This window comes from Nostoc piscinale CENA21, assembly GCF_001298445.1.
GTDB lineage: Bacteria > Cyanobacteriota > Cyanobacteriia > Cyanobacteriales > Nostocaceae > Nostoc_B > Nostoc_B piscinale_A.
The window spans coordinates 4,813,518-4,828,210 of record NZ_CP012036.1 but is presented as its reverse complement, the minus strand read 5'-3'; the positions used below and the strand labels follow the sequence as shown (position 1 = coordinate 4,828,210).

The following is a 14,693-nucleotide window of genomic DNA, read 5'->3' as shown; positions in this document are numbered from 1 at the left end:
GAAGCTGACTGCGAAGCCCTTACACCCATATACCCTAAATCAATGTTTTTGGGGCAGAACGTCAAAAACCTGATTCTTCCCCCTTGCACCCCGCACCCTGCCCCTTGTCCTCTACCTCTTTAGTGACTTGTGGTGAACATTTCCGAAATGGTACCGTCTACAAGTTGGCAAAGGAGTAGAAAAAGTTTTCTCATCATGAAGCGCAGACACAAAGTAGCTGGTTTTCAAGCATTACTCTTCAGTGTTAGCTTAGTTTCCACATATTTGTTACCTGAGTCTACTATTGTTGCTGCATCACCAAGAACCCCAGATAAAACAGTCAACTGCGAGATGTTAGTAGTAGGTGGCGGACTGTCTGGGGTAGCCACGGCTTACGAGGGGTTACTAGCAGGACGAACAGTATGTTTAACAGAAATTACCGACTGGTTAGGGGGACAAATTTCTTCTCAGGGGACATCTGCGTTAGATGAACGACCAACCCAACGCGATCGCCAATTCTATTCTCGCGGGTATACTGAATTACGCAACCGGATTCAACGCTATTACGGCAAACTTAACCCTGGTGAGTGCTGGGTAAGTGATTCTTGCTTTCTGCCTCGTGATGCACACATCATTATGACGCAAATGCTCAAGGATGCAGAAAAAAAGGGTAAGGGTAAGTTGGAATGGTTTCCCAACACGGTGATTAAGGAATTAAATATTAGTCAGAATCGGAAAATCATTGAAGGTGCGATCGCTATTCAACATCAACCAGCCAAAGGCGCACCACCTCTCAACACTTTTACCTTATCTCAAACTATTGAAGATGCCTATCGCTACCAAAATTCATCGCGATTGAGCAAAAAAATTATCCGCTTTGTTCCCAAGGTTCCCAAAAAGTCAACCACCAGCAATTCTCCTAAGTGGTATGTTGTCGATACCAGCGAAACTGGCGAAATCATCGCCTTAGCTGATGTTCCCTATCGTTTGGGTATTGATGCGCGTTCTTTCCTCGAACCATCTTCTTCTAGCACCAGCAATGATCCTTACTGTACCCAAGGTTTTACTTATACCTTTGCAATGGAGGCTACTAAAGAACCGCAACCCCAAATCATGCCCCCATTTTATTTACAGTATTCACCATATTTTAGCTATGAATTAAAAAGATTAGCAGACTTTGGCTTAGTTTTCACCTACCGCCGGATACGGCATCCAAATCCCGGACAACCTACACAATTTAACGGCGTGAAATTCACTGCACCCACACCAGGGGATATTTCGATGCAAAACTGGACTTGGGGTAACGATTACCGTCCAGGAACAGCCAAAGATAACTTGATTTACACTCGCCAGCAACTGCAAGCTACAGGCCAGTTAAAACCAGGCGGCTGGATGGGGGGACTGCGGACAGAAACTCTCCGCAGAGGCGAAGAAAACGCTCTTTCTTATTATTACTGGCTAGTAGCTGGCACTACAGATTCCCAGTTAGGTAAGGGTGTGAAACAACAGCAAACTAATAATAGATTTCTGTCTGGCTTAAATTCCCCAATGGGTACGGTGCATGGTTTATCAAAATATCCCTATATGCGAGAAGGTAGGCGAATAATTGGTCGTCCTAGTTGGGGACAACCGGAAGGCTTCACGATTTGGGAAGTTGATATTTCTCGGCGCAACTACAACGATGAGTACTATCGCAAAACCTTATCTGCGGATACCTATCGTCAGTTAAAAGCAACACTCGCAGGTTTAGAGGCTGCATCTGTGATTACTGGTCAAGTCTCACCAGATAAAGCTTTACGCCGTAGCCGTTCCACAATTTATCCTGATGCGGTGGGTATTGGTCACTACGCTATCGACTTTCATCCTTGCATGGTTCAAAGTCCGCCAGAAGCCCCAGGAAATAAAGAACGTCCGGGAGAAAGGCGCGGCGCGGGACAGGCTTATCCGTTTCAAATTGCACTGCGGGCGATGATTCCCCAAAAAATTGATAATTTAATCGTTGGTGGTAAAAGTATTGCTACCAGCCATATTGCTGCGGCTGCATATCGCGTACATTCCTTTGAATGGTCTTCTGGTGCGGCGGCGGGAACTGTGGCTGCTTTTGCTTTAAAAAATAATGTTGCACCTTATCAACTAGTAGATGATTTGCCCAAAGCAGAACCGCAACTGCAAGCCTTAAAAAGTTTATTAGAGAAAAACGGCAATCCTACCGCTTTCCCTGATACTTCCATTTTTAATCAAAACTGGGAAGATTGGCGATAGTTAATAGCGTAAGGGATTGGGAATGAGAAATGTGTTGTGTTCATTCTCAGTCCTGATTTATAGCGGTTATCGACTCAGTGAAGTACAGGAAAAAATAATTAAAATTAACCGCAGATGGACGCGGATGAACGCAGATGAAAATAGATAAGTCTGTACCTCAGTAGATTAGTAAATGCTATATCATCATTTCTGCTTTTAAATTGTTAAACCATCTGCTATTGTTACATCCCAAGCACTATCAACTTCAGCAGATGCTTGGCGGTAAGCTTCTTCTAGTTCTTGATTTCGCAGCAATTCTAATGCTTGTTCAATTACCTGAGAACGAGATTTACATCCTTTATTCAGCTTGTAATTCTCGATAAACTCCACTAAATTCAGTGGTAAAGAAATAGATAGTTTTTCGACTTTCATCTTCCTACCAAATAGTAGTAAAAATAATTCCTACTAATATAGTATAGGAATTTGATTTGATTTCTGAAACCAGAAGAACATGAGCAAGTGCGATCGCATTATAAAATGGCAGCTAAAGAATTAACCAAAACGCCCTGAAACATAGTCATGGGTACGTGCATCGATGGGGTTATAAAATATTTGATTTGTGACACCAAATTCCACCATTTGACCAATTCGGCTTTCGTCGGTGCTGAAGAAAGCTGTAAAATCAGAGACACGGGCTGCTTGCTGCATGTTATGGGTAACAATGGCAATTGTTAATTCTGAACGCAGACTGTGAATTAATTCTTCAACTTTCATCGTTGCTATTGGGTCAAGGGCTGAACAAGGTTCATCCATTAACAGTACTTTGGGTTTAATGGCTAAAGCACGGGCTATACAAAGTCGTTGTTGTTGACCCCCAGAAAGTCCTAACGCAGATTTATGTAGTTTATCTTTTACCTCGTCCCACAAAGCTGCACCTTTTAAGGCTGTCTCGACAATTTCATCTACTTCTGTTTGCGATCGCCTACCTGCTATTCTGACTCCATAAGCAACATTTTCATAAATACTAATCGGAAAGGGATTGGGTTTTTGAAATACCATCCCAATTTGACGACGCAGGCGGTTGACGTTAATTTTTGGGTCGTAAATATTTTGACCAAATAATTCTACTCTTCCTTCTACTTTGACTAGCCCTTCTAATTCACTAATCCGATTTAGAGTTTTGATAAAAGTGGACTTACCACAACCACTAGGGCCAATAATTGCCGTTACTTGATTTTGATAAATATCTATTGATATGCCTTCAATTGCTTTAGAAGTATTGTAATAAAAGCTGAGGTTTTTAACTTTGATGGCGGGATTGAGATTATTCATGTTTATTAGAATCACGAAAGAGTTTTTAACTAAATTTTTTTTCTTACTTGTGATTAAGCGCGAAATCAAACTTACACAAATAACTAAGCCAAGTAAGACGATAGCAGTAGTCCAAACCAATTGATTTTTTTCTGGATCTGGGTCGTTATACAGGTTAAAAATTAATACGGGTAATGAAGCTGTTGGACTTAGCAATCCTGGAGACCAATCTAAACTAAATAATGCTGTGAAAATTAGGGGTGCTGTTTCACCTGCGGCGCGGGCGATCGCTAGTAAAATACCTGTAGTAATTGCAGGTAAAGCGGCAGTTATTACAATGCGAAATGTTGTCTGAAACCGCGTACCACCCAAAGCAGCAGAAGCAAGGCGTTGGTCTTTAGGAACTAATTTTAAAGCTTCTTCTGTTGTGAGAATAATTATAGGTAACATCAACACAGCTAAAGCAAAGCCACCTGCAACTGCGCTAAATCCTTTCGTGACTAACACAATTACACCATAGGCAAAAATACCAACAATAATTGAAGGTACACCAGTCAAAATTGTGGTGATGAAGCGAACAAATTGTGACGCTGGGTTAACTTGACTAAATTCCGCTAAAAATATCCCTGTTAATATCCCAATTGGCAAGCTTAATATTGAGCCAATTATTACTACTGTAATCGTGCCTGTAATAGCATTACCCAATCCATAATCAATCACTGATTTGACAAACATTTCTGGTCTTAAACTAGAAAGACCACGTTTGAGAATTTCCCATAAAATTGATATTAAAGGAATCAATGCTAAACCTGTGAATGCAAAGGCGATCGCATTCATGCTATAGGTAAATAATTGTCTACTTGTTGGCAATGGAGCATATAATTCTTTTGCTAATAAAGATTCATCTATTTGCGAGTTTTGATAATTATTCATATTATTCAATTATTTACTTTTTTGACCAAAAAACCGCACCAATAACCTAGCACCAATATTTACAATTAAAGTCAACCCAAACAAAACTAACCCTAAATAACTCAAAGATCCAATATGTAATCCTGGTTCCGCTTCTGCAAATTCATTGGCTAGTATTGAGGGAATTGTGTAGGCTGGATCAAGTAAGGAAGCACTGATTTGAGATGAGTTACCAATTACAAGAGTTACAGCCATTGTTTCACCCAAGGCTCTACCTAAAGCCAGCATTGCTGCACTGACAATACCAGAAAATCCTGCGGGTAATAACACCCGAAAAATTGTTTCCCAACGTGTGCTACCCAAAGCCATTGAGGCGCTGCGTAATTCTTTGGGAATGGCGAGTAAAACATCACGGCTAATAGCAGCCATTGTCGGTAAAATCATAATAGCTAACACAATACCTGCGGTTAACATATTTGTGCCGATAGGATCTACCGAGTTAAATATTGGTATCCAATTAAAATAACTGGCTAACCATTTTTGTAACGGTTCTAAAATGGGAATAAACACAAAAATTCCCCATAAGCCAACAATTACACTGGGAATTGCGGCAATTAATTCTACAATGAATGCCAATGTACTTCTAATAGATATAGGTAAGAAATTTTCGCTAGTGACTATTGCAATTGCAATGCCGATTGGGATAGCAAATAAAATTGCGATCGCACTACTCACTAAAGTTCCATAAATATAAGGTAATGCCCCAAAAACATGATTACCTGTATCCCAATCTTGACTCCATAAAAATCCAATGCCAAACTGCTCAATTGCTGGTTTAGCCTCTTTATAAATTACCCAACTCATCAAAAACAATATGGCAACTGTAATCGTGGCAAAAAAATATGTTAACCACGTAAAGCCTTTATCTAACCAGAAATTTGCACCACTTGTAGCTGTTAATCCTAAATCTTCATTACTTAAATTTAAAAATGACTGGTTACTATTTGATTCTGATGAGTTATTCATAAATTAAATAGCTAAATATTTTTTTAATTAACTTGATATTTTTAAATGATGCCGAATCCATATAATTCACCTACGAAGGTGGTCACTGAGCTTGTCGAAGTGCAGGCTTTGTTTGTATATTCCAGGTATCCAATTTGAGGGGTTTATATGCTTTTATTATTAATTATGAATAGAGTGAAATACTATCCACCCTATTCATATTCAAAAAATTAGTTAGGTAACACAACAGATTATGTGTCTACTTCACTGAACTATTCACTGTTTGTAATACTCGATTGGTAACATCAGATGGAATTCTGGTGTAGTTGAGGTCATCATTATATTGTTGACCATCTTTTAGTACCCAATTAATCCACTTCTTAATAGCGTCAGCTTTTGCAGCTGTAGGATACTGTTTATAAACCATCATCCAAGTAAGACCAACAATTGGATAACCTTGTGTTGGATCACCAACAAACACACGATAGTTATCAGGGAATCTCACAGACGATAAAGCTGCGTTAGCAGTTTGTAAAGAAGGAGAAACAAATTCGCCTGCTTTGTTTTGTATTTGTGCTGATTTGAGGTTGTTTTTGGTAGCGAAGGCATATTCTACATAACCAATAGAACCAGGAGTACGCGCTACTAAGCCAGCTACACCTGGGTTGCCTTTACCTTTGAGGACATTTGGTAAAGTCCACTTAGGCGCGGTGCTTGTACCAACTCTACCTTTGAAATAACCATTAATATTACTCAAGTGGTTAGTGAAAATAAAAGTTGTACCACTACCATCAGCACGCACTACAAATTTAATCGGTTGATTGGGTAAATTTACACCAGGATTATCAGCTTTGATTTTAGCGTCACTCCAGTTGGTGATTTGACCAGAAAAAATAGCTGGTAATGTAGCACGAGATAATTTAAGGTTGCTGACACCAGGCAAATTGTAAACAACAGAAACTGCGCCGCCTGCTGTGGGTACTAATATCACACCTCTGTTGACTTGGGCGATTTGTGCATCTGTCATAGCTGCATCACTACCACCAAAGTCAACAGTACCCGCAGTGATTTGACGAATCCCGGCACTACTACCAATTCCTTGGTAGTTAATTTTTAATTCTGGATGCTTCTTTCTCACTTCACGAGCATATCTTTCGTAAAGTGGAGCCGGAAAAGTTGCGCCTGCACCATTGAGAGTTTCAGCCTGAGCAACTGCTGACAAAATAGGACTCAAGGCCACAGCAGATGCTACGACTGAAGTAGTAAACGCTCGGTACAAAGTGGTGGTCGAAAAGGTCATATTTCTCCGTATTTTGGCAAGATTTTGACTTAACTTGCAGGTGTATATAAATGTGTATTATTTAACTATTTAAATTAGTTTAATAAATGGTAAACAATAGATTAAATATGATTAAAAACACGATTAAATACTACTTTTGAAAGTCGCAATTAATCATGTTTTACAAGATGTAAAGATGAACAAATTAAACATAAAGCTTTACTTACTAGATAGGCAAAAATTACGTTATTAAACGATTAGAATGTAAAATAATCTTCAAGACAAATTAAATAAAACTGGTTATTAATTTTACCAATTAAAGTAAATGAGCTAATACATAATTTTTCAAGAAAAATTTATGATTGCTACATTATTTTGTAATCTTTCAACATGAGTAACCTAATTTCAAATGAGGAAGTTACAAATTTCTTTATAGGTACACCAGTTTATTTATCTCTCATAAATAAACACTGACCGACTATTGACTTTGGTTTTTTGGTTAGTTCAGCACATTTTAAGCAGTTGAAATCATGCTGATATGAAATAAGTGATAAATTTAGTATTTTTAGTAAAAATAACCGTTCAAGAAAATTGAGAGGTTAATGATTGGTTTTAATCAGATTAAATTTTGGTTATATCCAGTTCAGTTAAGGTAAGGCTGAAATGCTGATTAGTGAGATGAAATTTATGATTTTCATGTACATTAACTAATTATTTGTTACTGTTAACAGATTCATGTCTGCGCCTTTACGCCTATTTTTCTCCTGACAGAGACGCTGCGCGAATGAGAGGCCGCTACTGCGTCTAGGCGCAAAACATAAAATGCTTATTTTCTCACTTTCATCATCTACAACCCATTCCCAATTAAAATAAAAGCTGACCAATAATAAGGATGATTAAACTCACTATTCTTATCTGTCAATAAAGCAATTTGCGCCTTTTGCAACGCCTCCGCTTTAGTAAATTTCCCAGCTTTCAACGCTGCATAAAACTCATTCATTAAAGCTTGTGTTCCGCCATCAGATACTGCCCATAATGAAGCCATTGTGGCTTTCGCACCAGCTAATTGGATCTGATATCCTAAACCGAGAATTTCTTGTCCATTCGCTGATTTTTCGCCTAAACCAGTTTGACAAGCACTCAATACTACTAAATCAACATTCGACAAAGACCAATTTTCAATATCCCGTAAAGTCGCGTGTTCGCCATCACCAAACACAATAAATGAATCTTCTGGTGAACCATTTACCAACTTACCATGCGTCGCTAAATGTACAATTTTGTAATCATTCATTTGGGGAACTGTTGCATTAGGATTAAAATCTTTATCTAAGATAACTTTGCTACCAGGCAGAATTTTAGCTACGTTTTCAACTTCGGCTTTAGCAAATTCTAACCCACTAAACATTTCTTGGCGTTGACCAACTGCTACTGTATACTCGCCTTTAGTAAAAGCCGCAGCTAAAGCATTACTTGGTGTTGGCGGTTGATTCACTAATTTAGTCAAACTAGCAGAAGTAATATTATTAATTACAAACTTCTGCACTAACCAATTCTGCCCATCATATAATGCGGCTAACGGTACATATCTCAGCTTACCATCAGGAGCATAAATTATAGTTTTAGCTTCGGCTTGTTTTAAGTCATTTTCTATAGGTTTAATCAGCCAATTATATAATTTGTTGGCTGGTGTTTTACTATTTTTGTAAGGAACAAGAATTGCTTCTCGGAATTCATTAATTGTCTGGTTTAATTCTGCGGCTTTGACTGGTACAGTACGGTGAATGGGTGGCGCATCAGCCGAGACAATAACTAACTCTAATCTGTCATCTAAAACTAAAGGATATAACAAAACAGCTTTTTGATTTAACTGGCGTAAGTTATCTCTTAAAGAATTGAGTTGACGTAAGTTTAAATTTTCCTGTCCTGATGTGGCTGATAATTGTTGTACTAACGCCACAACCGAGGGACTTTTAATAACTTGTTAAATTCGGCGTTGGTGGTTTGTTCTAGTTTCACTAATTCAGCGAGGCGTTTTTCTTGAGTTGCGGTTCTGGTTTGGGGGGGAATTTTTCGCAGGGCGGTGAGTTCTTTACCCAGAGCGATCGCTTGATCTTGAATGGCGCTATACTTCTGAGAGATTTGCTCTTCTTGTGGTTTCAACGGTAATTTTTCTGGTGTCACTGCTACCGTTGCAGAACTTCCCCGTTGAGTATTGCGATTTGTGACTTTTGGCTTACTAGCACCGCGATTGCCAATATAATCACTAACCTCTTGAATCTTCAGCAAATCTAAAACTTGTTGCGCTTCGGCTGGACGATTTTGCTGCAATAATAAGTCAGCTAGACGGCGATATCTTTCTGAGACAGTTTCGGTGTAAGATTTCTGTACATCAGTAGGCACAACTCGCAAATTTTGGCGAATCGTTTCTGTTAAGTTAACCGATTGCTTGTAAAATGCGATCGCTAGTGGTGGTTGATTTTGGGCTGCTAGAACATCCCCTAAAAACTTCAATGTCGCAGCTTCACTAATTTTATCTTCCACTTCTCGATGAATAGCGACAGCTTGCTGATATAACCCCAAAGCTTTATCGTATTGATTTTGTTTTTGATAAACTTGCCCTAAGTTACTAATTGTTACGCCTTCGCCAGTGCGATCGCCAACTTCCCGATAATTAGCTAAGGCTTGCTGATTAAATTCTATAGCTTGGTTATAGTTGCCTAAGTTTTGGTAAACACGCCCAATATTATTTAGTGCAACTGCAACACCTAATTTATAGTTATTTTGCTTGTATATATCTAAAGCTTGCTGATATAACTTGAGTGCTTCGTCATACTTACCCAAGCTAAAAATAAATCTGCCCAATATTATTTAGATTTAACGCTGCACCTTGAAATTGAAATGAATCTTTGCCAAACGCATCGCCTACATTAGCGCGGTTGGTAACTTGTTGCAGAGCTTGAGCGTTTTGACCAAGGGCATTATACAATAACTTGATTGCTTGCTCATCTGTACTTTTATATTCCCCAGTGCCAAGTTTTTTATAAATATTTGTAGACTTTTCTGCAAACTCCAAGGATTTTTGATACTGACCTAAGCTAAAATATGCACCGGAAATATTATTGAAAATCGCTGCTTGTGTACCATAAAAATTAGAACAGCATTCTTGTAAATCTTTTAATCCTTGCTGATAAGAATCTAAGGCTTGAGCATAGTTACCCAAGTTAAGATAAACAACACCAATGTTGTTTAAAGTTTGAGCAGTACCACTTTTATCACCCTTAGCTTTTTGAATTGTCAAACTTTGTTGATAAAAGTCTAAAGCTTGAGAATATTTGCCAGTCCGGAAGTAAACTGAGCCAATATCTGCTAATAAAATAGTTTCGCTAGTTGTGTAATTATAACCTTGAGAATTTGCCGCTTTTAGTTCTTGGAGAACTTTTAAAGCTGGTTGATAAAAATCGAGGGCTTTTTGATAATCTCCGAGATTCAGATAGACTTCGGCAATATAAGATAATGGTATCCATTCATTCTCTTTGTCGCGGAGTTTACGACGGATATCTAAAGCTGACTGCAAAAAATCTAGTGCTTTAGCATACTCTCCTTTACGCAAATAAACGTAGCCAATATTTACCAAGCTATTGGCTTCCCCAGCCTTTGCGCCATACTGTTTAAATATTGCTAAGGACTGTTGAAAGAGTTCTAACCCGGCTTGTAAATCAGCTAAACCCACTAAATCCTTATAAACTAGTCCTTCACCTTGATTATTTAACATAATGGCTTCGGTGATACGTTCTTCCGCAGTGGGGGTTGGCGCTTGAGCAAGACTTGGTGAGAAATAATACAAGGCTAAAGTTGGTGATGAGACAGTCAGCAGGATAGTAGCAAGTATTGGAGAAAATTGCATAAGCACAGTTTTTTAGGCAGTTAAATAGTTATAGTTTATTGTTCCCATAAACGAAACTAAAGTTATAATTGAAAACTTAAATATTTGCTAAAGCTAACTTTTTTTTAAAGCAGGCGATTGCTCCCACAAACAATGGTATAATTGCCATAATTTTCTCAGACTTCTTTGCAATACTTAACTTGCTTCTAATGAATAAAAGTTAATATAGATTAAAAATAATAAATAACATCATATTTTATAAACTTGACTAAGCTAAATTAAGAGTAAGCTTAATTATTGAAGCCTAGTAAAGAGACTAGGTAATAGGTAGCAATCAAGCTCAATCTTTCTAGTTAATTTCATGTATTTCATCTGCAATATGCTAGTGATTTCAACTTGATTTGCTCTAAAATACTCAGTCAGATAGTTAGGCAGAAATAATTAACATTTCCTACAACAGGTAATCCTGCGTAAACAAGCTAGGTTATTGAGCCAATAGTTGGTAAATCAACTGAGCCAATTCCTGAATAGCAAACACTAAAGCACTATTTACAAGTCAGAATTAAGCAATGATAGAAAAAATTTTGTTAGCGGTTTCGGGCTTAGGTCATGCAGAAGAAATGCTCAAAACCTTGAAAGAAGTACCATCAATTCAACGTGCCAAAGTAACAGTTCTGCACGTTGTACCTCCCCAAAGTACTGCTTCTGCAATGACAAATAAATGGGAAGAAGGGGGTAAAATTCTTGCCAACGCTATTCAGTCTTTGAACTTAGATCCTAGCCAAGTTTCTTCGATTTTACGGCAAGGTGAACCCAAAGACGTAGTTTGTCAGGTAGCCGATGAAATTGATGCTGACTTAATCATCATGGGTTCACGCGGACTCAAGCGTTTGCAGTCAATTTTGGCAAACTCTGTCAGTCAGTACGTTTTTCAATTGTCTTCTCGTCCCATGTTGTTGGTGAAAGATGACATTTATGTCAAAAGAATTAAGCGCATCATGGTAGCATTAGACAATTCTGATGCAGCCAAACATTGTTTAAGTTTAGCTTTATTCTTGCTGCAAGGTATTCCTGGTAGCCAATTAATTTTGACTCATATTAATACTGATTTGCGCGGCAAAACCTCAGAAGTTACTGAAGTTATCCCCGAAAAAAATCCCGTTTTTGGCGCAGCTTACGCCGAAGCTCAAAAATATGGTGTCCAAACTCGCTGCTACACCAGTAGCGGTAAACCCGGTGAAGAAATTTGTCGTCTCGCCGAAGAATTGAGTGTAGACTTACTTCTACTCGGTTCTCCAGATCGTCGTCCATCAGTAGCTAAGAGCTTTGTCGATATAGACAGACTCATTGGTGCTTCTTTGTCTGATTATGTTCGAGTCAACGCTACTTGTCCAGTATTGTTGGCAAGAACCAGTGCATAAAATTACAAGAGGCTAGATGCTGGAGATGAGAAAAAGTATTTTTAACTCAGTACTCAGCTCGCTCTAATCAAAATTTAGCGGTTGATAAATAAAAACCCCCGCACCAATGGTGTAGGGGTTTTTTATATTATGCACAAACTATTAACTATCTTTTTTACCTTCGCGGCTGGCTGTTTGGATGTACAGAATTAATAAAAACACAGAGGGAACTAGTACGAACAGAATGCTCGCTACGAACCCTAAGTCATTAACTTGCATGGCAAAGAAGCCTCTCTATATTTTCCAGTCAACAACTTTAGAATAGCATCATCGATGCCAGTGTTAGCCTTATTTTTTTTACTTCTTATGCCACCAATGCTGCTGGCAAGTAAGCTTTAAGGGTTAAGGTTTTGTTACTACACTCACAGGGCCATGTACTAAAGCTTGACAGGCGAGGCGGTAATTATCTGGTTTTTTCTTAAATTTGCGCTTTTCTACCTCGGTACGCGGCGAAAGATTTTCTAAACCTTCTACTATCTCTACAACACAAGTACCACACTGACCGTAACCGCCGCAGTTGGTCATTTTGCCGAAAAGTGTGTACAAATCAATGCCGTTTTCTACAGCTTTTAGCCGCAAGTTAGCGCCATTTGCAGCTATGACTTCTTTGTTTTCTTTAACAAATTTAATGTTACCCATAAATATTTAATTCCTTGTTGACTGTAAAATGCTTGGCTAAAAAGGCTAATACCATTTTGGATTAAGAATTGCAGTCTATGTCTAGGTTCTATCAATCCATGCGATCGCAATCTTTTTTCCAATTGGCATAAGTTTAAATTAGTCTGTATCAACTATATTACTTAACTTCTAGTTACTTGTAACAAATAATTAAGAAATATCAATTTTTAGCAAAAACATATTGTCAAAAAAAAATAGGACAGGTATTTTGCCTGTCCCATTAATGAAAAATTTACTTAACTTACCTAAATCCGACAGCTGCTTGCCACACGAAAGCCAGTAACAAGAAGAAAACAGGAATTACTGGAAGAACGTCTACCAGAGGATCGAAAATTTGGTAAGCTTCGGGCAGTTTAGCTAATAATAGTGCTGCTTCCATGTTTGTTTTTATCCACTCTATCCAACACAGCTTTCATAATTGAGATGTATCTTAACATGGTTTAGCCACTGAGAATTAGTTATTCGCCGCTTTGAAAAAAAAGTGATGAGGGACTAGCAAAGAAGGGGCTAAGGACTAGGAAGAAGAGACTAGAGACTAGTTAAAAAAATATTTATCTTCACCTGTTACCTGTCACCTGTCACCTGTCACCCCTAACCTCGGAGATATCAGACACCGAGTAATTTGTAGATCAAGCTGTTGATGAAGGTGAGGGCTAACGCGCCTAACACAGCACTCCAGATACCGAAACGTAACCGGAAGCCCTCTACTAACCAAGCAGCAATACTAAAACAAACAACGGCAATCATAAAAGTGAAGATGCCGGATAATAAATCAAATGTGAGAAAATTTGGTACTGCAAAGATTAGGCGTAAAATCGGTCTGATGATCGCCGTAACAATACCGAGAACTGCTGCTGAAATAAAGGCTTTTTTGGGTGAGTCAACTTCAACCCCCAGGGGGAGTTTACTAATAATCAGCAGGCTGATAGATGTTACTACCCAAACAATAAAAAGCGTTACAATTGCATTCATTGCCACAACCCTTGAAACGCGAATGGCGATTGGCGATCGCTTATTTAAGCAACCGATTTCAGACTTTTTGAAGCTTTGCCAATTACTTGTAAATTACCAGATATTTTTCTATATCGATAATTTATTTTTTATATCTTTAGGTTTGGGCAAGAAGAGAAGTCACGAGTCAGAATTTACGATTCAAAATGGAAGATAAAGAAGGATTTTTGCTTTATCTTCCATCACTGCATTTTGAGTGGGAACATTCTGCTCAAATTTATCAGTTTGGAGCAGAATTATTAGTATTTCCTGGTGCTACTGGTACTTGGGTTGCTGGTGCATTTGGTACAGCCGGAACTACGCCTTCTCCAGAGGAAGGCTGTCCATAATTAGGAGGTATTTGGTTAGGGTTAGTTAGGATATTGGGATTAAAATTTCCCTGGGGATTGGTTTCTGGAATTGGTGCAGGCGGCACGCCAGGATTATTGGGGAAATAGGATTCTGGTAGTTGATTAGGTTGAGTGGTGGAAGGTTGGCTAGGCCCTGGAATAATGCCTAAAGAAACGCGATCGCCTCCTATTTGTCGTAATAAATCTAGCGTTTCCACCACATCATTATAAGTCGTAGTACGAGAAGCATTTAATACCAAAATTCCATCAGGATTTTGTTCGAGATATTGCCTGAGTCTCTGTGCTAATTCCTCGCGTTTTACAGGTTGTTTTTCAATGTAAGTATTGCCTACAGCATCAATAGTCACAATTTGACTACCTGTTTGTCCAGCGATCGCAGCCGTACCTGTAGAAGCTTTGGGCAAATCAACATTAATAGCTTGTTGGCGAGTAAATTGTAATGCTGCTAACAAAAAAAAACGTCAAAATACAAAAAACAACATCAATTAAAGGAATGATTTGAATTTGTACTTCTTCAACTGGAGTATGCAGATTAACTTTCATCGTCTGATAAATTTTAGTTATAGCAAAGTGTTAGTACT

Annotated in this window: 10 protein-coding genes and 3 pseudogenes; 2 read left to right on the top strand and 11 right to left on the bottom strand. The window is 38.4% G+C overall.

The features are described 5' to 3' along the window. Positions 1–195 precede the first annotated feature (195 nt). Entirely contained in the window at positions 196–2,241 is a 2,046-nt protein-coding gene (locus ACX27_RS20720; RefSeq protein ID WP_062295239.1) for an FAD-dependent oxidoreductase, read from the top strand. A 195-nt stretch (positions 2,242–2,436) separates the two neighbouring features. Here ACX27_RS20720 and ACX27_RS20715 read toward each other — a convergent pair whose 3' ends face one another. From ACX27_RS20715 to ACX27_RS35810, 6 genes and pseudogenes are all read right to left on the bottom strand, one after another. Next, positions 2,437–2,652 carry a ribbon-helix-helix domain-containing protein gene (locus tag ACX27_RS20715; protein WP_062295238.1) on the bottom strand — a complete coding sequence of 72 codons (216 nt, stop codon included), beginning with the start codon at positions 2,650–2,652 and terminating at the stop codon, positions 2,437–2,439. A gap of 120 nt (positions 2,653–2,772) precedes the next feature. Further along, positions 2,773–3,552, bottom strand: a complete 780-nt coding sequence (gene pstB, locus ACX27_RS20710; protein ID WP_062298466.1) for a phosphate ABC transporter ATP-binding protein PstB — start codon at positions 3,550–3,552, stop codon at positions 2,773–2,775. Positions 3,553–3,588: 36 nt separating this feature from the next. Continuing rightward, positions 3,589–4,464: pseudogene (gene pstA / locus ACX27_RS20705) on the bottom strand (phosphate ABC transporter permease PstA); the annotation flags it as partial. A 9-nt stretch (positions 4,465–4,473) separates the two neighbouring features. Continuing rightward, a complete protein-coding gene (gene pstC, locus ACX27_RS20700; protein WP_062295237.1) occupies positions 4,474–5,469 on the bottom strand; it encodes a phosphate ABC transporter permease subunit PstC in 996 nt (331 codons plus the stop codon). 238 nt (positions 5,470–5,707) lie between these two features. Beyond that, positions 5,708–6,748 carry a phosphate ABC transporter substrate-binding protein PstS gene (gene pstS, locus ACX27_RS20695; RefSeq protein WP_062295236.1) on the bottom strand — a complete coding sequence of 347 codons (1,041 nt, stop codon included), beginning with the start codon at positions 6,746–6,748 and terminating at the stop codon, positions 5,708–5,710. 826 nt (positions 6,749–7,574) lie between these two features. Then, positions 7,575–10,634, bottom strand: a pseudogene (locus ACX27_RS35810) (CHAT domain-containing protein). A 548-nt stretch (positions 10,635–11,182) separates the two neighbouring features. Here ACX27_RS35810 and ACX27_RS20685 point away from each other — a divergent pair. Then, entirely contained in the window at positions 11,183–12,034 is an 852-nt protein-coding gene (locus tag ACX27_RS20685) for a universal stress protein (protein WP_062295235.1), read from the top strand. Between the two features lie 141 nt (positions 12,035–12,175). Here ACX27_RS20685 and psbM read toward each other — a convergent pair whose 3' ends face one another. The 5 genes and pseudogenes from psbM to ACX27_RS20665 all read right to left on the bottom strand — a co-directional run bounded on the left by psbM (position 12,176) and on the right by ACX27_RS20665 (position 14,655). After that, on the bottom strand, positions 12,176–12,292 hold the full coding sequence (gene psbM, locus ACX27_RS31100; RefSeq protein ID WP_015113622.1) for a photosystem II reaction center protein PsbM: 117 nt from the start codon (positions 12,290–12,292) through the stop codon (positions 12,176–12,178). 123 nt (positions 12,293–12,415) lie between these two features. Beyond that, entirely contained in the window at positions 12,416–12,712 is a 297-nt protein-coding gene (locus ACX27_RS20680; RefSeq protein WP_062295234.1) for a 2Fe-2S iron-sulfur cluster-binding protein, read from the bottom strand. A gap of 280 nt (positions 12,713–12,992) precedes the next feature. Beyond that, complete coding sequence (locus ACX27_RS20675) at positions 12,993–13,130, bottom strand: photosystem II reaction center protein K (protein WP_006195022.1); 138 nt, start codon at positions 13,128–13,130, stop codon at positions 12,993–12,995. 227 nt (positions 13,131–13,357) lie between these two features. Continuing rightward, complete coding sequence (locus tag ACX27_RS20670) at positions 13,358–13,723, bottom strand: phage holin family protein (protein WP_062295233.1); 366 nt, start codon at positions 13,721–13,723, stop codon at positions 13,358–13,360. A 259-nt stretch (positions 13,724–13,982) separates the two neighbouring features. After that, positions 13,983–14,655, bottom strand: a pseudogene (locus tag ACX27_RS20665) (ExbD/TolR family protein). Positions 14,656–14,693: the final 38 nt, after the last annotated feature.

What these genes read in the sequence shown, in the direction of transcription:
- ACX27_RS20720 (WP_062295239.1), top strand. Translation starts at nt 196, where the DNA reads ATGAAGCGCAGACACAAAGTAGCTGGTTTTCAAGCATTACTCTTCAGT.
- ACX27_RS20715 (WP_062295238.1), bottom strand. Translation starts at nt 2,652, where the DNA reads ATGAAAGTCGAAAAACTATCTATTTCTTTACCACTGAATTTAGTGGAG.
- pstB (WP_062298466.1), bottom strand. Translation starts at nt 3,552, where the DNA reads ATGAATAATCTCAATCCCGCCATCAAAGTTAAAAACCTCAGCTTTTAT.
- pstC (WP_062295237.1), bottom strand. Translation starts at nt 5,469, where the DNA reads ATGAATAACTCATCAGAATCAAATAGTAACCAGTCATTTTTAAATTTA.
- pstS (WP_062295236.1), bottom strand. Translation starts at nt 6,748, where the DNA reads ATGACCTTTTCGACCACCACTTTGTACCGAGCGTTTACTACTTCAGTC.
- ACX27_RS20685 (WP_062295235.1), top strand. Translation starts at nt 11,183, where the DNA reads ATGATAGAAAAAATTTTGTTAGCGGTTTCGGGCTTAGGTCATGCAGAA.
- psbM (WP_015113622.1), bottom strand. Translation starts at nt 12,292, where the DNA reads ATGCAAGTTAATGACTTAGGGTTCGTAGCGAGCATTCTGTTCGTACTA.
- ACX27_RS20680 (WP_062295234.1), bottom strand. Translation starts at nt 12,712, where the DNA reads ATGGGTAACATTAAATTTGTTAAAGAAAACAAAGAAGTCATAGCTGCA.
- ACX27_RS20675 (WP_006195022.1), bottom strand. Translation starts at nt 13,130, where the DNA reads ATGGAAGCAGCACTATTATTAGCTAAACTGCCCGAAGCTTACCAAATT.
- ACX27_RS20670 (WP_062295233.1), bottom strand. Translation starts at nt 13,723, where the DNA reads ATGAATGCAATTGTAACGCTTTTTATTGTTTGGGTAGTAACATCTATC.